Source organism: Ruegeria sp. HKCCD7303, assembly GCF_013111185.1.
GTDB lineage: Bacteria > Pseudomonadota > Alphaproteobacteria > Rhodobacterales > Rhodobacteraceae > Ruegeria.
The window spans coordinates 166790-188510 of sequence record NZ_WVRE01000003.1 but is presented as its reverse complement, the minus strand read 5'-3'; the positions used below and the strand labels follow the sequence as shown (position 1 = coordinate 188510).

Sequence of the window (21721 nt, the reverse complement as noted above, 5' to 3'; positions counted from 1 at the left end):
TGGGCCAAACACCTTGGTGTGTTTTGACGCTAAAAGGGTTGGCCCATGTCCAGAAACAAATCTGTCAAAGATTACATCCGAACCATTGTCGATTTTCCCCACGAAGGGATCATGTTTCGCGATGTGACAACCTTGTTTGCCGACCCCCGCGGGTTTCGGATGGCGATTGACCAGATGTTGCACCCCTATGCCGGTGAGCGGATAGACAAGGTGGTGGGGCTGGAAGCGCGGGGCTTTATTCTGGGCGGTGCGATTGCGCATCAGCTAAGCGTTGGCTTTGTGCCGATCCGCAAAAAAGGTAAGCTGCCCGGCACCACAATCAGCCAGGACTACAAATTGGAGTATGGTGAAGCGATTGTTGAGATCCACGACGACGCCATCCAACCCGGCGAAAAGATTCTGGTTGTCGATGATCTGCTGGCCACAGGCGGCACAGCGGCGGCGGGCATCAAGCTGATCGAACGGCTTGGGGGCGAGATCGTCTCATGCGCGTTCATCATCGACTTGCCCGATCTCGGAGGTCGTAAAGTTCTGGAAGAGATGGGAATGGACGTGCACATACTGTGCGAATTTGAGGGGCTCTGACACAGAAATCTTCACAAAAGCGTGATTGGACTATGAAAGCCACGCTGGCTTAGCGCGGCTTTCGGTTCCTTCAACCCACAATTCGGCGCAAAACAAGTGATCTTGCTGTGAGGATGCCGCGTACCTCGGTTGATGCTGTTTCGAGCATTCTTACCAAGGGAGACTCTCATATGTTCCGCAAATTCGCCGCCGCTGGTGTCGCCACGATCCTGTTCAGCACTACCGCTTTGGCCGACGGCCATGGCAAAGACATTGTTGATACCGCTGTCGCCGCTGGCAGCTTTGAAACTCTCGTAGCCGCCGTGCAAGCGGCCGAACTAGTTGACACGCTGAAAGGCGAAGGGCCATTCACCGTATTTGCCCCAACAGACGACGCGTTTGCCGCTTTGCCAGAAGGCACAGTCGCAGACCTGCTCAAGCCGGAAAACAAGGACCAGCTTGTTGCTATCCTGACTTACCACGTCGTACCGGGCAAAGTGATGTCCGGTGATCTGACCGATGATATGACTGCCGCAACCGTTCAGGGCGGTGATATCACAATCGATCTGGACTCGGGTGTGATGGTGAATGATGCCAACGTTGTTCAGGCTGACATCGAAACCAAGAACGGTGTGATCCACGTGATCGACAAAGTGATCCTGCCTGCGTCGTAACACCGTTTAAAGACACGGCCCGTATCATGGGCCGTGTTCACCCTTTCAGGACCGCGCCCGGGTTCATGATCCCCTGTGGGTCCAAAGCTGCCTTGATGGCCCTCATGGCACCCAGCTTTACCGGGTCGCCATAGCGTTCAAGATCGTCCGTTTTCAAACGCCCCACCCCATGTTCAGCACTGACCGAGCCGTCAAAAGCGTCAACCAGATCATGTACAGCCTGCTTGATCGCGCCCCTTTCCGTGTCAAACTCTGATCGGCTTTGCCCTTTGGGCGGGAACACGTTGTAATGCAGATTGCCATCGCCAAGGTGTCCGAAACAATTGATCCGAAACGGTCCGAGGCCAGCAATCACCTGCCCACCTTTGCGAATAAAGTCTGGAATCCTGGAAATCGGTATCGAGATGTCATGGCTCGAAACAGATCCGATCAGGCGGTTGGCCTCGGGAATGCGTTCGCGAACCGCCCACAGATCAGCGCGCTGCGCTTCACTTTGCGCAATCACCCCATCTTGAACCAGACCGCGCTCTTCAGCGCGGATGTAAATCTCCTCCAACGCGGCTGACGATGATTGCCCCTTTGCAAGTCCCAATTCAATCAACACGCTCCACTCTGTCGGTGTGTTGAAAGGTTGGCGAACATCCGGAAGGACATCGGTCAGGAAATCGAGTCCTTGCCGATGGATCAGCTCAAACGTACTGACAGTCTCGCCCACCTGATCTCGGGCCAGCGCCAGCAGGTCGATGGCCGCCTCGGGCGAAGCCACCTGAAACATCGCCGTGCCCTGCGCAGCAGGTTTTGGAAACAGCTTAAGGGACGCTGCCGTGATGATCCCCAGCGAGCCTTCGGCCCCGATCAAAAGGTCCCGCAGATCGTAGCCCGTGTTGTCCTTTCGCAACCGGCTCAGCCCATGCCATATCTCGCCATTGGGCAACACCGCCTCAAGCCCCAGACACAGGTCACGTGCGTTGCCATAGCGCAAGACATTAACGCCCCCGGCATTGGTCGAAAGGTTGCCCCCGATCCGACACGACCCCTGCGCCGCCAATGACAGCGGAAACAGCCGATCCGCATTCTCGGCCGCTGTCTGAACGTCTTGCAAAATGGCCCCGGCTTCGGCGATCAGGATGTTCTCGGTCGGGAAAACAGACCGAATGGCTGTCATTCGCTCCAAAGAGACCAGCAAAGGGAGTGGGCCATCTGACATCACCTGCCCGCCTACCAATCCTGTGCCACCGCCATAGGGTACAACCGGCACCCGCTCCTCCGAAGCCAACCGCACCAGTGCGGAAACCTCTTCGGCGCTGTCGGGAACAGCCAACACCCCGATCTGCCCGGAAAACCGCCCGCGCGGTTCTTCCAAATACCGTTCTTCAACGGGGCGCAGGACATCGTCGCGTATTGTCGATTGGATCAGCGCGGCAAATCGGGCATCGGCGGGGTTTAAATTCATACGTTTTCAATGCCCAAGCGACGCGGCTGCGGCAAGCCCTATTCCAAATCAATCAGATATTGCGGCTCCAGAACAATCACCGTAGGTCGGTCGGGAAGATCGCGAAGCGAGACAGTGATTTCCGAAACACCGTTGCGTTCAACCGGAAAAGTATCCCGAATATCAACAAGGAACCGGTCAAGCGAGAATCCAGAAAACCAGTGCATCGGAATGATGACAGAACTTTTCAGTCGCTTCAGAACCGAGATCATGTCTGGCAAGGGCATTGTCGTCCCGCCATCAACCGCAGCCATTACAACATCCAGCCGCCCCAACGCGGCGAACTGCTCGTCTGACGGCACATGATGCAAATGCCCCAGATGACCGATACATAGCCCTTCAACCTCGAACACGAAGATCGAATTGCCCCGTTCTTCGACACCGCCATAAGCCGAACGAATATCGGTCGAGACATTCCGCACCAGCATCTCACCCAGATCAAGATGATGCTCAATGCCCTGACCAAACTCACCCCATCCCGGCAGAACATGTGGGATCGCCGGATCGGGATGGGCCGTCCAATGCGTGCTGTGGGCATGGTTCATCGTCACCACATCAGGGATCAAATCCGCACTGCCGATAAAACCGGTGAAATCGGTGACTGCATTCAACCCGCCCCGCGTCTGGATCAGAAACGACGCGTGCGCGATATAGCTGATCCGCACAGAAAATTCCGGCACCGGATCTTGCCACGCAGCTTTGTGAAGGTACTCAATCCCCGGCGCGGCATCAGCAATGGCGATGCAATGGCTTGGCCGCCGCTCTTGCGCTGCAGCTCCACCAGAAATCACCATCAATGCCGCAACCAACCAGCGCATAACTTAACTTTAGCGCAGAACACGCCCAAGTCATGCCCCTTGTTCATCTGGCGCCAAATACCTCGGGGGAGGCGCGGCCTGCCGCGACGGGGGCAGAGCCCCCTAACCCGCGTCGGTCTTTCCGCGCCTGTCGGACCGCAGGCTTGCATACAAAACATGCGTTCGCCATCGTCCGTTGATCTGCAGATAGGACTGCGCCACACCTTCGTATTTGAAGCCAGAGCTTTCCAGCAACCCGCGCGATGCCCGGTTTTCAGGCAAACAAGCGGCTTCGATCCGGCTCAGGTCCAGCCGAGTAAAGGCGTGATGGACCATGGCACCAATTGCCTCGCGCATGTAACCTTGGCGGGCAAAAGCTTGACCGGTCCAGTATCCTAAGGTTCCGGCCTGCGCGGGACCACGCCGAATGTTGTCCAGCGTGATGGCCCCAACCAGCGTGTCGTCTTCGCGACGAAAAAGGAACAGAGGTATCGCAGTCCCACTGGCGACCGAGCGCTGCGCCCAATAGACCCGATTGGTAAAAGACTTGCGGCTCAGGTGATCCGCTGCCCAGACCGGCTCCCACGGTGTCAGGTAATCCTTTGAAGCCCGCCGCAATGCGCACCAGGTATTGAAATCGGAATGTACAGGCGGGCGCATGCTGAGCCGCGCGGTTTCGAGTTTCAGCTTGCGTCTGCCCAACAGCATCACGCCGCCCGCCTCTCCTGCAGTTCGGTCAAGCTCGGCGCGCCAGCCACAGGCCCATAAAGCGCCAGAGCTGCCGGAGCCTGTACAGCCATGGTTTCTGCAAATGCTTTCACATCTTCGGTGCCGACCGCATCAATCTTGGCAACGGTATCCTCTAGCGAAGGCACCCTGCCCCAGATCTGCACCAGCCGCGCCAGACGTTCGGCCCGGTTTGAAGGGCTTTCCAATCCCATCAGCATCCCGGCCTTCATCTGAGCACGGGCGCGGGCAACCTCTTCCGCGCTCATGTCCTCGGCCGCGCGCTTCATCTCATCAATGGTGATTGTCGCCAACTCACCAACCTGATCCGCCGAGGTTCCCGCATAAATCGTGGTTGTACCAGTATCAGCGTAAGCACCGGTCTGAGCAAAGATTGTGTAGCACAGCCCGCGCGTTTCTCTCACCTCCTGGAACAAACGCGAGGACATGCCGCCGCCCAAAGCCGTCGAATAAATCTGCGCCGTATAAATCGCATCGTCGCGGTACCCGGGGCTTTCCAGCGCCAGGGCAAAGTGCGCCTGCTCCAACTCTTTCTCTTGCCGTGCCTCACCCCCGGTGAACCGTGCAGCGTCCGGGATCAGGCCCTTGCGCGGTTGCAGATGGCCAAACATCTCTTCGGCCATTTTCATCAGCGCATCGTGATCCACGGCACCGGCAGCCGACAGGATCATCTGCTCGGGGCCATAATGCTCGGCTACAAAGCCCGACAGATCCTCGCGTGAAAACGCACTGACCTTTTCAGTTGGCCCCAGAATAGTGCGGCCCAGGGGTTGGTCGTGATAGCTCTGCTCTTGCAGCCAGTCAAAGATCACGTCGTCCGGCGTGTCATAGGCCTGACCGATTTCTTGCAGGATCACCCCACGCTCGACCTCGATCTCACGCGGATCGAAAACCGGGTTCAGAACGATGTCGCCGATCACATCCATGGCCAGCGCGACGTCGTCTTTGAGAACACGCGCGTAGTAGGCCGTCACCTCGCGCGAAGTATAGGCGTTGATATAGCCGCCCACATCCTCGATCGCTTCAGCGATTTGCAGCGCAGAACGACGCTCGGTTCCCTTGAACGCCATATGTTCAAGGAAATGCGCGATGCCGTTTTGTTCGATCCGCTCATGCCGCCCACCGGCGGTCACCCAGATGCCGATGGCCGCTGATTGCAGCCCCGGCATATGTTCACTGACGATACGAAAGCCGTTCTTCAGTTGGTCTTGTCTGACTGTCACTCAGCGATATGCCTTCTGATATGATCCTCAAGGGTACCCAGTTCGTTTGCAATGCGGGTCACCCGTTCCGAACGTTCATACAGATCAGACATGCGGGATGGAAGAGGCGGATGTTCGCCGCTTGCCTTCTCGACCGCCGCCGGGAACTTGGCGGGATGCGCCGTTGCCAAAGTGATCATAGGTGTATCGGCGGCGCGGTGGTCTTCCCCAACCTTGACCCCAATAGCGGTGTGGGGGCAAACCAGCTCCGCACTATGCGCCAGCGTATGCTTGATCGTTTCCAGCGTCTCGTCTTCGGACATGCGACCCGAATCGAAACTCTCGCGCAGTGCCTCCATCGCGCCCTGGCTGACGTTGAAGCCACCATTCTTGAGCTCATCCATCAGCTGCGCCACAGCGCTACCGTCCTCGCCATAGGCGTAATACAGAGCCCGCTCAAAGTTCGAGCTGACCTGAATATCCATCGACGGGCTGATCGAGGGGATGGTTTCGCCCTTGAAATATCCCTCGCCCGACAGACAACGATGCAGAATGTCATTCTGGTTGGTTGCCACCACCAAACGGTCGATGGGCAGGCCCATACGTTTGGCCAGATAACCCGCGAAAATATCTCCAAAGTTCCCGGTCGGCACGGTGAAGCTGACCTTGCGATGCGGCGCGCCGAGACTGACGGCGGCAGAGAAATAATAGACAATCTGCGCCAGAACGCGGGCAAAGTTGATCGAGTTCACACCCGCCAGTTTCACCCCATCGCGGAAATCAAAATCGTTGAACATATCCTTCAGCGCGGCCTGGCAATCGTCGAAGTCTCCGTCGACGGCCAGAGCGTGAACATTGCTGTCCGCAGGCGTTGTCATCTGACGGCGCTGCACCTCGGATACACGGCCATGCGGAAACAGGATAAACACGTCTACCGCATCCAGCCCCCGGAAAGCTTCGATAGCGGCAGAACCCGTATCACCGCTGGTCGCACCCACGATGGTTACACGGTCGCCACGGCGTTTCAGAGCCACCTGGAAAAGTTGGCCAATCAACTGCATGGCAAAATCCTTGAAGGCCAGTGTCGGGCCGTGGAACAGCTCTAGCAGAAAATGGTTTTCGTTGAGTTGCTTCAGAGGCGCGCGGGCGTCGTGGCCGAAACCCTCATAAGCGCGGGCGATGATCGCCTTGAACTCTTCCTCGGCAAAGGAGCCGCTGACATAGGGCCACATCACGCGAAAAGCGATCTCTTCATAGGGCAAGCCCGCCAGCGCCGCGATCTCGTCTTGCGACATCACCGGGATCTCGGCGGGCAAGTACAAGCCACCGTCGCGGGCCAAACCCGTCAGCATCGCCTCTTCAAAAGTCAGTTCGGGCGCCTGCCCACGGGTCGAGATGTATTTCATATCGTGTCACTCTCAGAATTGGCACGGCTGCGCCATAGGAAGTACCCGGTCATTGCGGCCCAGACCAGAGCCAGACCAAACCAGGTGATTGCATATTGTAGGTGATCGTTGGGAATGCCCGCCGTATCTACCGGCAAAGGCGTAATGTTTGGGTCCGTTTCCGACCGGGCGATCAGAAGCACAGGTTCGGCACCCAAAGCTGCGGCCAAGTTCGGCACGTCGCGAGCAAACCAGATATTGGCGTCAATATCGGCTTCGGGCGTATAGCTGTCGATCTCGTCCGGCCAGTGCAAATTACCGGTGATCTTCATCGGGCCAGTCAATCGCTTTGCGTCTTTGGCAGTTGTTGGAACAAAGCCCCGATCCACCAATATTGTGCGGTCCCCGGCGGTGAAAGACTGAATGATGCGGTACCCTGCGCCAACCTGCTTTACGGAAACCAGAACGTGGATTTCCCCGGGCTCCATATCGCCCGAAATGGTGACTGGTAGGTATTTGTCAGCGTCTTCTGACACCTGCGCTGGTAAGTCCACAGGATCCGCCGAGATACGGCTTTCAATCTCGGCCAACACCTCTTGTTTCCATGACAGACGCTGCACCTGCCAAATGCCCAGCGACAGCAGCACACCCAAACCGGCAAGGCCGAAGATCAGCAGAAACAGAATGCGGCGCATGGCAGGATCAAACCTCGTTGCAGGAACCGGCGTCTTGTTAAGGGCGGAGCGGTCGAAAACGCAACCACACAATTGTATTGGGTGCAATCTTGCACCGGGAAAAGCAAAAAGCCGCCCCCAGGGGCGGCTTTCGCAATCGGCTCATTTGACCGGTTTTACATCAGCGGAGCTTGGCCCCAGATGTAGACGGCAAAGAACAGGAACAGCCAGACTACGTCAACGAAGTGCCAGTACCAGGCCGCGGCTTCAAACCCGACGTGCTTCTCGGGTGTAAAGTCGCCCTTAAGCGCCCGTATCAGACAGACAGTCAGGAAGATGGTGCCGATGATCACGTGCGCGCCGTGGAAACCGGTTGCCATGAAGAAGTTCGAATAGAACTGATCACCACCGAACTCCCAGCCTTCATGGGCCAGCAGCTCGTAATATTCATAACCCTGCAGGAAGGTGAACAGCACGCCCAGAACGATACCGATGGCCAGACCGTTTATAAGCGCCTTGCGGTCATTGTCATGCACCAGCGCATGGTGGGCCCATGTGATCGCGCAGCCCGACAGCAGCAGGACCAGAGTGTTGATCAGCGGCAGGTGGAAAGGGTCAACCGCGTGGATGTCTGGCTGAATGTATTCGGTGCCCGCATAGTCATACATCGGGTACATGCGATGCTTGAAGAACGACCAGAACCAGGCGAAGAAGAACATCACCTCGGACATCACAAACAGGATGAAACCATAGCGCAGGCCGATGCGGACGACAGGTGTGTGATCGCCCTGACGGCTTTCAACAACCACTTCAGACCACCAGGCGAACATGGTGTACAGCACCGCGACCAAGCCAGCCCAGAACATCCACGGCGTAATGCCATGCATCCAAAGGACGGCTCCGAGCAGCATCACAAAGCCACCGACGGCTCCGATCAGAGGCCAGATCGACGGGGCCAGAATGTGATAATCGTGGTTTTTAGCGTGTGCCATCAGCGTCCCTCACCTACAGGCGTTAGTTCGTGTTTGTTTCTGCCTGCGTTTCAAGGGCGGCATAGCCCTCGGGCAGGTCGATTTCGTAGAATGTATACGACAGAGTGATCGTATGAACATACTTTGCTTCAAGATCCTCGACCAGTTCCGGGTCGACGAAGAAAGTTACTGGCATTTCAACCCGTTCGCCGGGTTGCAGCACCTGCTCTTCAAAGCAGAAACAGGCGATTTTCTGAAAATACCCACCGGCCGAATATGGGGCAACGTTGTACGAGGCCTGCCCCGCGATGGGCCGGTCGGTTGGGTTATATGCTTCGTAGAATGCCAGACCGGTCTCGCCGATGCGCACTTCCATCTCGCGTTCAATCGGCTTGAACTCCCACGCCATGCCTTTGGCCTTGGACGCGTCGAACCGAACGGTGATGGTGCGGTCCAGAATGTCTTCGGGCGCTGCTTCGGCTACACCCGTGGTGCCGCCAAACCCCGTCACCCGACAGAACCAATCATAAAATGGCACAGCCGCCCAGGCCAAGCTGCCCATCAGAACAACCACACCCACAGTCTGAACAACCGTTTTCTGGGGACCAGTCAATGCCATCAGTTCTGAACCTCCTGTGTTGCCATACCGAAATCCGTGCCCGACACCTTTACGACCGTCAGCCCAAAAATGATCACGATAAAGGCGGCCAGTGTCAGGCCAACCCCCAGATTGCGGCTGAATCGCCGTTGGTGCAGCTCGTGGTTCTTTCGAAGGCTCATGACCAGCCTCCCAACCCATAGGGTTTCAGCAACGCCTCAACCAGAATGGCGCCGAAATGCAGGAAGAGGTAGAGCAGCGAAAGCTTGAAAAAGCTGCGCTCGACCTTGAAATTGTCGGCTTCCGAGTCCTCCTCGGTCCGGCGTGAAATCCGCCATGCTCCGTGTAGGAACAGCGCGTTCAACACCAAAGCAACGGTCAGGTAAACTGGGCCACCGATACCAGAGAATGCGGTTCCCAATGCCAAAATGGCCAGCAGAGCCGTGTAAACCAGAATATGTACCCGCGTCGCACGGCGACCATGCGTCACGGTCAGCATCGGGACACCCGCATCGTCGTAATCTGAGCGCATGAACAGAGCCAGCGCCCAGAAATGCGGCGGCGTCCACATGAAGGTCAGGGCGAACATCAGCCAAGGTTCAACTGACATCGATCCGGTTGCCGCAACCCAACCAATGACGGGCGGGAAAGCGCCTGCGGCGCCACCGATCACGATGTTCTGCGGCGTCGAACGCTTCAGCCACATCGTGTAAACGACAACGTAGAAGAAAATGGTGAAGCCCAAAAACGCGCCTGCAAACCAGTTGGTTGCGAGACCCAGCATGATCACCGAAAGGCCCGAAAGCGCCAGCCCAAGCGCCAGCGCCTCACCCTCTTCCACTTTGCCGGAAGGGATCGGACGACCCTTGGTGCGTTTCATAACGCGGTCGATATCCGCGTCCCACCACATGTTCAAAGCGCCAGAGGCACCGCCTCCAATGGCAATGAACAGAATGGCGCAAAAACCCACAAACGGATGCACGGAAACAGGTGCCGCCAGCAAACCCACCAGCGCCGTGAAAACAACCAGAGACATCACGCGAGGCTTCAGCAGGGCGAAGTAATCGCCAAAGCTGGCCTCGTCCGCCTGAGCGGTCGCAGTGCTGGCATTGATACTTGCGTCGGTCATTTCCGGTCCCTTTGGGCGAAAGCTGCGCGATCACGCGCGCAGCCTGCGTCATGTCTTAGGCTGGGTCTACCCCGCCCATGTCGCTTCGATTAGTTCGAGGCAACCTGATAGTTTTGCGGCAGACCCGCATATTCATCGATCGCGCCCTGCAGCCATTCGTCGTAGGCTTCCTGGCTGACCACTTTGACAGTGATCGGCATATAAGCGTGGTCTTTGCCGCAAAGTTCAGAACACTGACCGAAGTAGACGCCCTCTTTCTCGGCTTCGAACCACAGTTCGGCCAGACGTCCGGGCACACCGTCCTGCTTCACGCCAAAGGACGGAATGGTCCAGGAATGGATCACGTCAGAGGCGGTAACCTGCATCACGATGACCTTGCCGACAGGTACGACAACCGCGGTGTCGGTGGCCAACAGCCATTCGTCATCGCTGTACCCGGCATCGGCCAGCTTGGCACGCATGGCGTCATCCAGAACAAACGGGGTCACGTCCGCATCTGCTGGGCGCGCACCTTCATCCAGAGTTGCCGGGTGGCCCAGAAGATAGCTGTCGAAGGCAAAATCGTGATCAACATATTCGTAAGTCCAGTACCACTGGTTGCCGACGACTTTGATGGTGATGTCACCTTCTGGAATTTCCTGTTGCTTGAACAGAACCGGCAGCGAGAACGCACCAATGAAGACCAGAATCAGGATCGGACCGAGGGTCCAGGCAATCTCGACCGGGGTATAGTGCGAGAACCGAGCCGGTGTCGGGTTTGCGCGCTGGTTGTAACGCACGATGCAGTAAAGCAGCAGGGCCGCAACAAACAGACAGATCACGGTGATGATCACCAGAATCATTGTGTCCAGCCGCTGAATTCCATCGGCCAAGCTTGTGGCCGCAGGCTGGAAGCCCATACCGCCGTCGACCGGCTTGCCAATAATCTCTAGCTCCTGAGCCATGGCGGGAAGGCTGGAGAGGGCTGTCATAAACCCTGAAAGCATCAAAGCATTCTTCATTTTCTGTCCTGATCGTTTGATCTTTGCGTCCCTGGCGAAAAGGTGTGAATCGGTCGCACCTCTCCCGTTGTCTTTGGCCGCGTTAAAAACCATATTCCGTCGGGTAGATAAAGCAAAATGCTTGCGTCAAACAGACGCTATTTTTGATCTGGATCAAACCCGAAAGGTCACAACTCATGTCCGACGCCCCATTTCGCCCCTTTGAAAGCGCTCTTGCGCATGACGAAGCGCTGTCTGTATTGCAATCGGCGACCGCTGGGGCCGAGGACGGAGAACTGTTTGTCGAACGTCGAAAATCCGAGTCACTGGTGTTTGATGACGGTCGGCTGCGCACCGCATCTTACGACGCTTCCGAAGGATTTGGCCTGCGCGCGGTTCAAGGGGAAGTCGCTGGTTATGCACATTCTACTGATGTTTCCATCCCCGCGCTGAAACGGGCAGCCGAGACCGCGCGGCTGGCCGTTGGGGATGGCGGCGGAACCCTTGCCGAAGCACCTCGATCCACCAACACACGTCTTTATACCGACGAAGATCCCATCGATTCTGCCGCGTTTCCTGTCAAGATCGAAACCCTGCGCGAGATTGATGCATTTGCCCGCGATCTGGATTCACGCGTTGTTCAGGTCAGCGCAATGATCTCGGCCGCCACTCAGGAGGTCGAAATACTGCGACCTGATGGAGTGATGGTGCGCGATGTTCGCCCGATGACACGCGTGAATGTTTCAGTGATCGTGGAACAAAATGGACGCCGCGAAAGCGGTTCGGCGGGTGGCGGCGGTCGCGTGGGCCTGAGCGGATTGATTGATCCGGCAGACTGGCAGGCCAAGGCCCGCGAAGCCTTGCGCATTGCGCTGGTCAATCTGGACGCGATCCCGGCTCCCGCGGGTGTGATGGAGGTGGCGCTTGGCCCCGGCTGGCCCGGGATTTTGCTCCACGAGGCCATCGGCCACGGGTTGGAAGGGGATTTCAACCGCAAAGGAAGTTCTGCCTTCGCCGGTCTGATGGGGCAACAGGTCGCTTCAAAAGGCGTAACCGTGGTCGATGATGGCACGATCGCTGACCGGCGCGGCTCGATCACTGTAGACGATGAGGGCACGCCCAGCTCACGTACGGTGCTGATAGAAGACGGCATCCTCACCGGATATATGCAAGACCGTCAGAACGCGCGTCTGATGGGCGTTGCGCCCACAGGCAACGGGCGGCGGCAAAGCTATGCGCACAAGCCGATGCCGCGCATGACCAATACAATCATGCTGGGTGGCGAGTCCGACCCAGCGGCCTTGGTCGCAGATATCAAAGACGGCATCTGGGCCGTGGGATTCGGCGGCGGTCAGGTGGACATCACCAATGGCAAGTTCGTCTTCTCCTGCACCGAAGCCTATCGCGTTGAAAACGGAAAAATCGGCGCCCCGGTCAAAGGCGCGACGCTGATTGGCGATGGGCCATCCGCTTTGAAACGGATCCGGGGGCTTGGCAACGACATGGCGCTGGATCCCGGTATGGGCACCTGCGGCAAGGACGGGCAATGGGTGCCGGTGGGCGTCGGACAACCCACCGTTCTGATGGATGGACTGACAGTTGGGGGGTCGGCAACCTGAGTCGCAAAAGACCAAGTTACACGGGCGCATGGTTAACCTTGCGCCCATGCGTAAAGCGCCCAAACAGTTGAAAATCCCTTTGCATCAAAAAGGCCGATTTTTATTTTTCCTTTTATTTCATAAGCATGCTTCTGCTGGATAGAACAAGTTCGAACAAAAACACATCTAATTTTCCACGATTTACAAGCTGTTAACCCGCCCGCCTGTAAACCAGTTTTGCAACAAGGCGGAGCAACGGATGACCGAAGAGCAGCTTTCTTCCAATCACCCCCCACTCCCACCCACCACGGAAGAGGACCGGTTTTCGTGGCTTCGCCTTTTGCGTTCTCGCAAGGTCGGTCCGGCGACGTTTCGTCGGCTTCTGCGGGAACATGGCTCGGCGCAGAACGCGCTGGCCGCGTTGCCGGAAATGGCACGCGCTGCCGGAATAGAAGGGTATGAAATCTGCCCCCCCGGCGTGATTGAGGCGGAGCTCAAGGCCGCAAAAGCCGCAAATGCGCGGCTTTTGTGCCTTGGGTCCGCTGATTTCCCAGCAGCTCTGAATGATCTGAATGATGCGCCCCCTATGCTTTGGGCAATCGGTGACGTGTCTCTCTTGCAAAAACCTGCGGTTGCAATGGTTGGTGCACGGAATTGTTCTTCGCTCGGTGCTCGAATGGCCCGGGGTTTGGCGACTGACTTGGGCAGCAAAGGCTATGTGATTGTCTCAGGCCTGGCGCGCGGCATTGATACGGCGGCACATATCGCGAGCCTTACATCCGGCACCATTGCCGTCATGGCCGGCGGCGTGGATGTCGTCTATCCAGTCGAGAATACAGAGCTGGCTCATGACATCGCGTCCAACGGGTTGCGCGTGTCGGAACAACCGATGGGCGTGACACCGCAGGCTCGGCACTTTCCGCGCCGAAATAGGATCATCTCTGGCCTTGCGCAAGCTGTTGTCGTGGTCGAAGCCGCAGCTAAGTCTGGCAGCCTGATCACGGCACGCGATGCCTTGGATCAGGGGCGCGAGGTTCTGGCCGTACCCGGCCACCCCTTCGATGCGCGGGCCGCCGGGTGCAATCTGTTGATTCGGGATGGGGCTATCTTGGTCCGGTCCGCGGAGGACGTGGTTGAAGCCTTGCCTCACAAGGACAACCTGCCTTCACACCGCCCCCAGCAGCTACCTACCCCGGTCGCACACCCTGCCCAAGACTTACACATTCAAATCCTTGAACGACTTGGCCCCTCACCCATCGCGGAAGACCAGTTGCTGCGAGACATCGCGGCATCGGCTGGCGAGCTTGGCCCCGCATTGGTCGATCTGGAACTGGATGGACGAATCCAGCGCCAGCCCGGGGGTCTATTGTCCCTGGCAGGCTGATCGAACCACTTCCATGAAACATGGTGTCGGCCCTTCCAGAGACACGGCACCTTGAATAATGACCTGAAATTAAGGCGTTTTTCGACCTGCAAAAGGAACGCATTGACAATTCCCGCTTGCCCCACACATTTTGCTCCACCATAGAAGGCGCCAAATTCGTCGAGCGAGGTTTCCCCTTAAATGCCTGTAGTTGTTGTAGAATCTCCGGCCAAAGCAAAAACAATCAATAAATATCTCGGCCCCGACTACACAGTTTTGGCCTCTTACGGCCATGTTCGGGACCTTCCACCAAAGGATGGGTCGGTCGATCCCGAGCATGAGTTTTCCATGAAATGGGAAGTTGGCAATGACAGCCGCAAACATGTCAAAGCCATCGCCGATGCCCTGAAAGAAGATAACGCACTGATCCTCGCCACTGACCCTGATCGTGAGGGCGAGGCGATCAGCTGGCACTTGCAAGAAGCTCTGACCAAGCGCCGTTCGATCAAGAAAGATACGCCGGTCAGCCGCGTAACGTTCAACGCCATCACCAAAGAAGCCGTCACCCAGGCGATGCAGAACCCGCGTCAGGTCGACATGCCGCTGGTCGAGGCCTATCTGGCCCGCCGTGCGCTGGACTATCTGGTGGGCTTCAACCTTTCTCCCGTCCTTTGGCGCAAGCTGCCCGGTGCAAAGTCCGCCGGTCGCGTGCAATCCGTCTGTCTGCGCCTGATCGTCGAACGCGAGATGGAGATCGAAGCGTTCAAGCCGGTCGAATACTGGTCGGTTAAGGCGCTTTTCGAAACACCGCGCGGCCAGACCTATGAGGCGCGGCTGGTTACTCTGGCCGGCAAGAAACTGGACAAGCACGATCTGGCCAACGCCACACAGGCGGAGCTGGCGGTTCAGGCTATCACAAGTCGGGCGCTCAGCGTCACCTCGGTCGAGGCGAAACCGGCAGCACGCAACCCCAGCGCGCCGTTCATGACATCAACCTTGCAGCAAGAGGCCAGCCGCAAGTTCGGCATGGGTGCGCGCCACGCGATGCAGGTGGCGCAGCGGCTATATGAGGCTGGCTACATTACCTACATGCGGACCGACGGTATCGATATGGCCCCCGAGGCCGTGGCCGCCACCCGCGATACAATCGCGGAGCGCTATGGCGCCGAATATGTGCCGGACAGCCCGCGCATGTACAAGAACAAGGCCAAGAACGCACAGGAAGCGCACGAATGTATCCGCCCAACGGATATGTCACGCGATGCCAAGGCCCTGAAAGTCACCGATGAGGATCAGCGCAAGCTTTATGACCTGATCTGGAAACGCACCATAGCTTGTCAGATGGCCGCCGCCCGACTGGAGCGGACCACCGTAGAGATCGGCAGCGATGACGGTCAGGTCGGCTTGCGCGCCACTGGTCAGGTAGTCATGTTTGACGGGTTCATGCGTGTTTATGAAGAAGGTCGCGACGATGTAGCCGACGACGACGAAAAGCGCTTGCCGCAGATCATGCAGGGCGATCCGGCGCGTTTTGCCAAAACCTCACTGAAAGGTCAGTTCGCGAAGGCCGAGGAAAAAGCCGCAATCCTGTCCGAAAACGAATCCGTTCTGGCGCAGCAGCACCACACGCAGCCTCCGCCCCGCTATACCGAAGCCACACTGGTCAAGCGCATGGAAGAACTTGGCATCGGTCGCCCCTCGACTTACGCCTCGATCGTGACCACGATTCAGGATCGGGAATATGTGCGCAAAGACAAAAACCGACTGATCCCCGAAGAAAAGGGCCGGATCGTCACGATCTTTCTGCTGAACTTCTTCCGTCAATATGTGGGTTATGAATTCACAGCCAATCTGGAAGAAGAACTGGACGACGTCAGCGCAGGGGACCGCGATTATAAGGACCTGCTGGGCAAGTTCTGGCACGATTTCTCGGCCGCAATTGGCGAGACGTCCGAACTGCGAATTTCCGAAGTACTGGACAAGCTGGACGAAGCGCTCGCGCCGCAGCTGTACCCGCCGCGTGAGGATGGATCGGATCCGCGGATATGCCCGAAGTGCGGCACTGGGCAATTGCACCTGAAAACCTCGCGCACGGGCGGTTTCGTCGGTTGCGGCAACTACCCCGAATGCACCTATACGCGTCCCATCGCAGGTGAAGGTGCCGAAGGGGATGAACGCTTGTTGGGCGAAGATGCGGGTGATGAGATCTGGCTGAAGTCCGGTCGTTTCGGTCCTTACGTTCAGCGCGGCGAACCCACGCCCGAGAACAAGAAGCCACCGCGCGCCTCTTTGCCGCGCGGGTGGAGCAAAGATGACATGGACCTTGAGAAAGCTCTGACGCTGCTCTCTCTGCCACGTCAGATCGGCGAACACCCTGAGGGTGGCATGATCAGCTCGAATTTCGGGCGGTTTGGCCCCTACCTGATGCACCAACTGCCGGAAGACGCAAAGCCGGTTTACGCCAATCTCAAAGACCCCAACGATGTGTTCGAAATCGGCATGAACCGCGCGGTCGAGTTGCTGGCTGAAAAACGCGCCAATCCAGGGCGCGGGCGCCGCGCGGCTGCGAAACCGTTGAAGGAGTTGGGCGAACATCCTGACGGCGGCGCCATGCAAGTTCTGGATGGTCGCTATGGGCCATATGTCAAATGGGAAAAGGTCAATGCGACCATTCCCAAGGACATCAAGCCAGAAGACGTGACGCAGGAAATGGCCATCGAACTGGTGAATGAACGCGCCGCCAAGAAAGGCACCAAGAAAAAGGCGGCCCCAAAGAAGAAGGCCGCAGCCAAGAAGGCAACCAAGAAGGCGGCGGAATAGGTAGAAATACCAACACACCCTTGGTTTCATTGACTTCCCCATGACGTGGCGGCACAACCTGCCCATCACCATGTCATTGGGGGAGTTTTCCATGAAAAAAATCTATGCCAATGCCTCTGAAGCGCTCGATGGGGTGCTGACAGATGGTATGCTGATTGCCGCGGGCGGCTTTGGCCTGTGCGGCATTCCGGAACTATTGCTCGAAGCTATTAAAGAGTCTGGCGTCAAAGACCTGAGCTTTGCATCGAACAATGCCGGTGTGGACGATTTTGGAATCGGCATTTTGCTGCAAACGAAGCAGGTCAAAAAGATGATCAGCTCGTATGTCGGCGAAAATGCTGAATTCATGCGCCAGTATCTGAGCGGTGAATTGGAACTGGAATTCAACCCGCAGGGAACCCTGGCCGAGCGGATGCGCGCAGGTGGTGCCGGTATTCCCGGCTTTTATACCAAGACAGGCGTGGGCACGGTGATCGCCGATGGCAAGGAACATAAGGACTTCAATGGCGAGACCTACATCCTAGAAGAAGGGATCTTCGCCGATCTGGCCATCGTTAAGGCGTGGAAGGCGGATGACACCGGAAACCTCGTGTTCCGCAAGACCGCCCGTAATTTCAATGTGCCTGCGGCGACCTGCGGCAAAATTTGCGTAGCCGAAGTAGAAGAGATCGTTCCGCGCGGCTCACTTGACCCGGATTCGATTCACCTGCCCGGCATCTATGTGCATCGCATCATTCAGGGCGAGCACGAAAAGCGCATCGAACAACGCACCACCCGCAAGAAGGAGGAAGCATAATGCCCTGGGACCGCAATCAGATGGCCGCGCGCGCGGCAGAGGAACTGGAAGACGGCATGTATGTGAACCTCGGCATCGGCATTCCGACGCTGGTGGCGAACTATGTTGGCGACAAGGACATCACCCTGCAATCGGAAAACGGCATGCTGGGCATGGGGCCCTTCCCGTTTGAAGGCGAGGAAGACCCAGACCTGATCAATGCAGGCAAGCAGACGATCACGGAACTGTCCCGCACGGCCTATTTCGACAGCGCCACTTCTTTTGCCATGATCCGCGGCGGCAAAATCGCTGCGGCGATTCTGGGCGCCATGGAAGTGGATGAGAAAGGCGACCTGGCAAACTGGATGATTCCAGGCAAGCTGGTGAAAGGCATGGGTGGAGCAATGGATCTGGTCGCGGGTGTCGGCCGTGTCATCGTAGTGATGGATCACACCAACAAGCACGGCGACAGCAAGGTTCTGAAAGAATGCACCCTACCCCTGACAGGTAAAGGCGTGGTCGATCGCATCATCACCAATCTCGGTGTATTGGATGTGGTCGAAGGCGGCCTGAAGATCGTCGAACTGGCCGATGGTGTCAGCGAAGACGAGATGCGCGCAGCAACACAAGCGACACTTGTTTCTTAAAAGAACAAAGGCCCGCCGAATCGAGGCGGGCCTTATTTAGTTTGAGGTCTGGAACACGCAGCCGTCAGAAATCAGATCAGGCGGGGTGGCACACAAGGCCTTTGCGATCTGGAATGCAGCCAGAACTTTGGGCACATAGTCCCGGGTTTCCGTATAGGGTGGCACACCGCTGTGTTTACGCACTGCACCTTCACCTGCGTTGTATCCGGCCAATACCAGAATCGGATCGTTCCCGAACTCTTCCATCAGCCAGTTGAGGTATTTCACCCCTCCGGCGATGTTCTGTGCTGGCTGAAGGCTGTCTTTCACCCCGAAGCGTGCCGCTGTGGCGGGCATGAGTTGCATGAGCCCCTGCGCTCCGGCAGAGCTGATCGCATCCACCCGCCCGGCGGACTCGACCGAGATCACTGCCAAGACCAGCGCCGGTGAGACATTGGTACCGACAGTCGAGCGCAGAATCTCTTTACCCTGCTGCTGAGCAATGTTCTGCAGGGTTTGAAGTCGGGGAGACCGCACACTCGTGGCTGCAAGGGCCGAGATGGCGGCATCTAAACGTCCTGCACCACCCTGACCTATCTCGGGCGAGATCCTGTCCCAGAAAGCTTTATAAGACCCTTTGGGATTACGCTTGTTTTGTGCCTCTGGAGGAATCGGCTGGGCAACTTCTGTGCGCGCAATGACATCTGGCACCGATAGGTCGGCCCCTGTGCTGGGCGCAGAAGGTTGTGTTGCATGTTCCTCCGCAGTGATTTGTACGGTCACGCGGGGGCGTTCACCCGGCTGGGGTGCTTTGATCCGTTTGTACACGCCGCGCGGTTCTACTTCGGTTGCGTCTGCATATGTGACACTCGAAACTAGAAACGCGAGTACACCGGCGCATTGGAGTGCGGTCCGGAGATTCATTTGCCTGCCTCATGTTTTCTTTTTAGGCGATTTGAACCTCGAATCTTCGCGCAAAGCCAGAAAAACAAAGCGAAATGGGGCAATTTCGCCTCATTTGACGCAATTTTGCACCGTCCAAACAGGTATGTTCTGACCATTGCATTTTTTTAATCGTTTTATTTCAGTCTCTTATGCATTTTCTAACTAAAAAGTTAAGCTGCACGAAAAAAAATCTGCGTTTGGCCCAATTCCTGCCACGCACCACAGGCAAACATAGATGCATACCGAGACGGACGGGAGCGGACTGAGAGAGGAAGCTCTGGAAGACGCCGAGGTTCATTAGACTTATTTAGATCCTTTAGGAGGGACGTAACATGATCAAGTTCATCAAGAACTTCCGCAAAGACGAAGACGGCGCAGTAACAGTTGACTGGGTTGTTCTGACCGCAGCAGTCATCGGCCTGGCCGCAGTTGCTTACCAGCAGATCGAAACCGGCGCCACTGGCCTGGCAACAGGCGTGAACGAAGCGCTGAACGGCGCGGCACTGAGCACCGGCAGCAACACCACTTCGGGCGGTATCACCACCGAAGGCACAAGCAACTAAGTTGTTGACATAGAGAATTTTCGAGGCCGCGCCAGTCTGGCGCGGCCTTTTTTGTCCAGGGCGACCTGCAAACTAACTTAATGCTCACATCAAGACTAAGCAGGCAACGTCTTGGGTTAGAACTTGGAAACACCCGACACCACGCGCAACCTGGCTTTGTTCCCAAAGCGCCTTTAATCTCGCGCGAAAACAGCGTTTGTCCAAGTTCAATCCTAAAAAGCCTATTATTGCCCAATTTCCGCCATTACCGCGCAATCTTTTGAATAAAAGCTGCCAGCAATATGGTTAAAATCAATTGGAGTAGAGAACATGGTCAAGTTCCTAAAACGCTTCAAATCGGAAGAAGCGGGCGCGGTGACAGTCGACTGGGTAGTGCTGACGGCTGTTGTCATTGGCCTGTCCGGTGCGACATACCTCGTCATCAGTTCCAGCGTTGACAGCTTAGGCGGAAATGCAAACGAAGCCATGAATGCTGCCGTAGTCAGCACCGGCTCAAACAGCGCTCCTGGCGGGATCGTCACCGAGGGTACCGCGGGTGGCGGCGGTTAAATCACGCAGCTTGGTGCTTTTGGCGGCCTGAGCAAAGCAATTCCCCGAATTAAAAAACGCGACGTCCATTGGGATGTGGCGTTTTTTGCGTCAAACCCAAATGTCGGGTGAAGCTCGATAGATCATGTGCAGAATTGTGTGGATTTTGGCAGAGAAACTGACAATCAGACATATTTGTCCCACATTTCGACACAATTTGCATTTAAGGATTAGGCTGTTTCAAAGCGCCCTTGCGGCAGCTTAGTATTCGACCAAACTAAATAAAGAGGTACTCGCATGCGAGCGGTATTCGGACTTGTCCTAATTGTCGGCGTAGCTCTGGCCGGAGGCGCAGTCTATATGGCGCGCAACTATATCTCGGCTTACCAAAACGAGCTGGCCCGTCAAAGGCTTGCCGCAGAAGAGGCTCTGGCCAACGCACAGGTCGAGGTAATTCCTACGGTAACAGTATATGTGTCGAATCGCGCACTTAAGTACGGCGAGCGTCTAACGCAGGAAGACATCCGCGCTGTGGACTGGCCGGAAAACGCGATTCCGGAAGGCACCTTCACTGAACTCACAGCTCTGTTCCCTGAAAACGGTCCTACAGAACGTTTTGTTCTGAGAACGATGGAAAAAGACGAAGCGATCATGGGCGTCAAGATTACCGAGCCTGGTGAAAAAGCTGGCCTGACCTCGCGTCTTGAAAAAGGGATGCGCGCCTTTGCAATCAGTGTTGATGTTGCGTCGGGCGTTTCAGGCTTTTTGCGCCCTGGTGATAATGTGGACATCTACTGGACAGGCTCCAGCGGCACTCTTGAAGGCACTGGCAACGGGGGCATTACCCGCCTGATCGAAACCAATGTACAATTGATCGCCGTTGACCAAACAGCGGGGTCCGACGTCACCAACACAACGATCGCACGGACCGTCACAGTTGCGGTAACTCCGCAACAGGTCGCCGCTCTGGCACAAGCTCAAAATTCCGGCCGACTGTCACTGGCACTGGTTGGTGTAGCAGATGAATCTGTCGCATCTACGATTGAAGTTGACCAGCGCAAGCTGCTTGGCATTCAAGCTGCAGCACCGGAACCGGAACAGAAAGTAGAAGAAGTTTGCACGACCCGCATCAGACGCGGCGGCGAGATTGTCAACGTGCCTATCCCTTGCACAAATTGACGCTAATTCAGAACCTTACAAGATCAGAGCCGCGCCTAGGGTGCGGCTCTTTTTTTGTGGTTGTTGCCAATTCTCCACATAAGGAACATTCCGGAAACCATTGATTATTGC

At 56.8% G+C, this 21721-nt stretch carries 22 protein-coding genes; 10 read left to right on the top strand and 12 right to left on the bottom strand.

The annotated features are described in order from the left end of the window. Positions 1-45: 45 nt before the first annotated feature. Both GS630_RS10555 and GS630_RS10550 read left to right on the top strand, forming a co-directional pair. Positions 46-585, top strand: a complete 540-nt coding sequence (locus GS630_RS10555; RefSeq protein WP_171177863.1) for an adenine phosphoribosyltransferase — start codon at positions 46-48, stop codon at positions 583-585. 170 nt (positions 586-755) lie between these two features. Then, positions 756-1238, top strand: a complete 483-nt coding sequence (locus GS630_RS10550) for a fasciclin domain-containing protein (protein ID WP_171177866.1) — start codon at positions 756-758, stop codon at positions 1236-1238. Between the two features lie 37 nt (positions 1239-1275). Here GS630_RS10550 and GS630_RS10545 read toward each other — a convergent pair whose 3' ends face one another. The 11 genes from GS630_RS10545 to coxB all read right to left on the bottom strand — a co-directional run bounded on the left by GS630_RS10545 (position 1276) and on the right by coxB (position 11234). Continuing rightward, on the bottom strand, positions 1276-2691 hold the full coding sequence (locus GS630_RS10545; protein WP_171619643.1) for an FAD-binding oxidoreductase: 1416 nt from the start codon (positions 2689-2691) through the stop codon (positions 1276-1278). Positions 2692-2729: 38 nt separating this feature from the next. After that, a complete protein-coding gene (locus tag GS630_RS10540) occupies positions 2730-3548 on the bottom strand; it encodes an MBL fold metallo-hydrolase (protein ID WP_171177871.1) in 819 nt (272 codons plus the stop codon). A gap of 102 nt (positions 3549-3650) precedes the next feature. Then, on the bottom strand, positions 3651-4235 hold the full coding sequence (locus GS630_RS10535) for a GNAT family N-acetyltransferase (protein WP_171619641.1): 585 nt from the start codon (positions 4233-4235) through the stop codon (positions 3651-3653). Then, positions 4235-5497: a pitrilysin family protein gene (locus GS630_RS10530; protein ID WP_171619639.1), complete on the bottom strand. Its 1263-nt coding sequence runs from the start codon at positions 5495-5497 to the stop codon at positions 4235-4237. Before GS630_RS10530 ends, GS630_RS10535 begins: the two co-directional genes overlap by 1 nt. After that, complete coding sequence (gene thrC / locus GS630_RS10525) at positions 5494-6882, bottom strand: threonine synthase (protein WP_171619637.1); 1389 nt, start codon at positions 6880-6882, stop codon at positions 5494-5496. The genes GS630_RS10530 and thrC overlap by 4 nt, the downstream gene beginning before the upstream one ends. Beyond that, positions 6879-7556: an SURF1 family protein gene (locus GS630_RS10520; protein ID WP_171177880.1), complete on the bottom strand. Its 678-nt coding sequence runs from the start codon at positions 7554-7556 to the stop codon at positions 6879-6881. The genes thrC and GS630_RS10520 overlap by 4 nt, the downstream gene beginning before the upstream one ends. 155 nt (positions 7557-7711) lie before the next feature. Continuing rightward, complete coding sequence (locus GS630_RS10515; RefSeq protein ID WP_171177882.1) at positions 7712-8527, bottom strand: cytochrome c oxidase subunit 3; 816 nt, start codon at positions 8525-8527, stop codon at positions 7712-7714. 22 nt (positions 8528-8549) lie between these two features. Further along, positions 8550-9125: a cytochrome c oxidase assembly protein gene (locus tag GS630_RS10510; RefSeq protein WP_171177884.1), complete on the bottom strand. Its 576-nt coding sequence runs from the start codon at positions 9123-9125 to the stop codon at positions 8550-8552. Continuing rightward, positions 9125-9286, bottom strand: coding sequence for a hypothetical protein (locus GS630_RS10505; RefSeq protein ID WP_171177886.1), 162 nt, complete (start codon positions 9284-9286; stop codon positions 9125-9127). Before GS630_RS10505 ends, GS630_RS10510 begins: the two co-directional genes overlap by 1 nt. Beyond that, on the bottom strand, positions 9283-10233 hold the full coding sequence (gene cyoE, locus GS630_RS10500; RefSeq protein WP_171177888.1) for a heme o synthase: 951 nt from the start codon (positions 10231-10233) through the stop codon (positions 9283-9285). The genes GS630_RS10505 and cyoE overlap by 4 nt, the downstream gene beginning before the upstream one ends. A gap of 89 nt (positions 10234-10322) precedes the next feature. Next, positions 10323-11234, bottom strand: coding sequence for a cytochrome c oxidase subunit II (coxB, locus tag GS630_RS10495; protein WP_171177890.1), 912 nt, complete (start codon positions 11232-11234; stop codon positions 10323-10325). Between the two features lie 176 nt (positions 11235-11410). Between coxB and tldD the strand changes: the two genes are divergently transcribed. The 5 genes from tldD to GS630_RS10470 all read left to right on the top strand — a co-directional run bounded on the left by tldD (position 11411) and on the right by GS630_RS10470 (position 18416). Next, positions 11411-12832, top strand: coding sequence for a metalloprotease TldD (gene tldD / locus GS630_RS10490; protein ID WP_171238149.1), 1422 nt, complete (start codon positions 11411-11413; stop codon positions 12830-12832). 238 nt (positions 12833-13070) lie between these two features. Continuing rightward, positions 13071-14195 (top strand): DNA-processing protein DprA, encoded by a 1125-nt coding sequence (gene dprA / locus GS630_RS10485; RefSeq protein WP_171619633.1) that lies wholly within the window; start codon positions 13071-13073, stop codon positions 14193-14195. A gap of 180 nt (positions 14196-14375) precedes the next feature. Next, the gene (gene topA, locus GS630_RS10480) at positions 14376-16994 is read left to right on the top strand and encodes a type I DNA topoisomerase (protein ID WP_171619631.1); all 2619 of its coding nucleotides are present in this window, start codon (positions 14376-14378) and stop codon (positions 16992-16994) included. A 91-nt stretch (positions 16995-17085) separates the two neighbouring features. Further along, a complete protein-coding gene (locus GS630_RS10475; RefSeq protein ID WP_171238266.1) occupies positions 17086-17790 on the top strand; it encodes a CoA transferase subunit A in 705 nt (234 codons plus the stop codon). After that, positions 17790-18416: a 3-oxoacid CoA-transferase subunit B gene (locus tag GS630_RS10470; RefSeq protein ID WP_050603192.1), complete on the top strand. Its 627-nt coding sequence runs from the start codon at positions 17790-17792 to the stop codon at positions 18414-18416. Before GS630_RS10475 ends, GS630_RS10470 begins: the two co-directional genes overlap by 1 nt. Positions 18417-18452: 36 nt before the next feature. Here GS630_RS10470 and GS630_RS10465 read toward each other — a convergent pair whose 3' ends face one another. After that, entirely contained in the window at positions 18453-19319 is an 867-nt protein-coding gene (locus GS630_RS10465) for a lytic transglycosylase domain-containing protein (RefSeq protein WP_171235295.1), read from the bottom strand. Between the two features lie 353 nt (positions 19320-19672). On the opposite strand from GS630_RS10465, the gene GS630_RS10460 reads away from it, so the two are divergent. The 3 genes from GS630_RS10460 (at position 19673) to cpaB (ending at position 21610) form a co-directional block, all read left to right on the top strand. Beyond that, complete coding sequence (locus GS630_RS10460) at positions 19673-19903, top strand: Flp family type IVb pilin (RefSeq protein ID WP_171177902.1); 231 nt, start codon at positions 19673-19675, stop codon at positions 19901-19903. Between the two features lie 309 nt (positions 19904-20212). Then, on the top strand, positions 20213-20452 hold the full coding sequence (locus tag GS630_RS10455) for a hypothetical protein (protein ID WP_171177904.1): 240 nt from the start codon (positions 20213-20215) through the stop codon (positions 20450-20452). Between the two features lie 276 nt (positions 20453-20728). Continuing rightward, positions 20729-21610 (top strand): Flp pilus assembly protein CpaB, encoded by an 882-nt coding sequence (cpaB, locus tag GS630_RS10450; RefSeq protein ID WP_171235296.1) that lies wholly within the window; start codon positions 20729-20731, stop codon positions 21608-21610. Positions 21611-21721 lie beyond the last annotated feature (111 nt).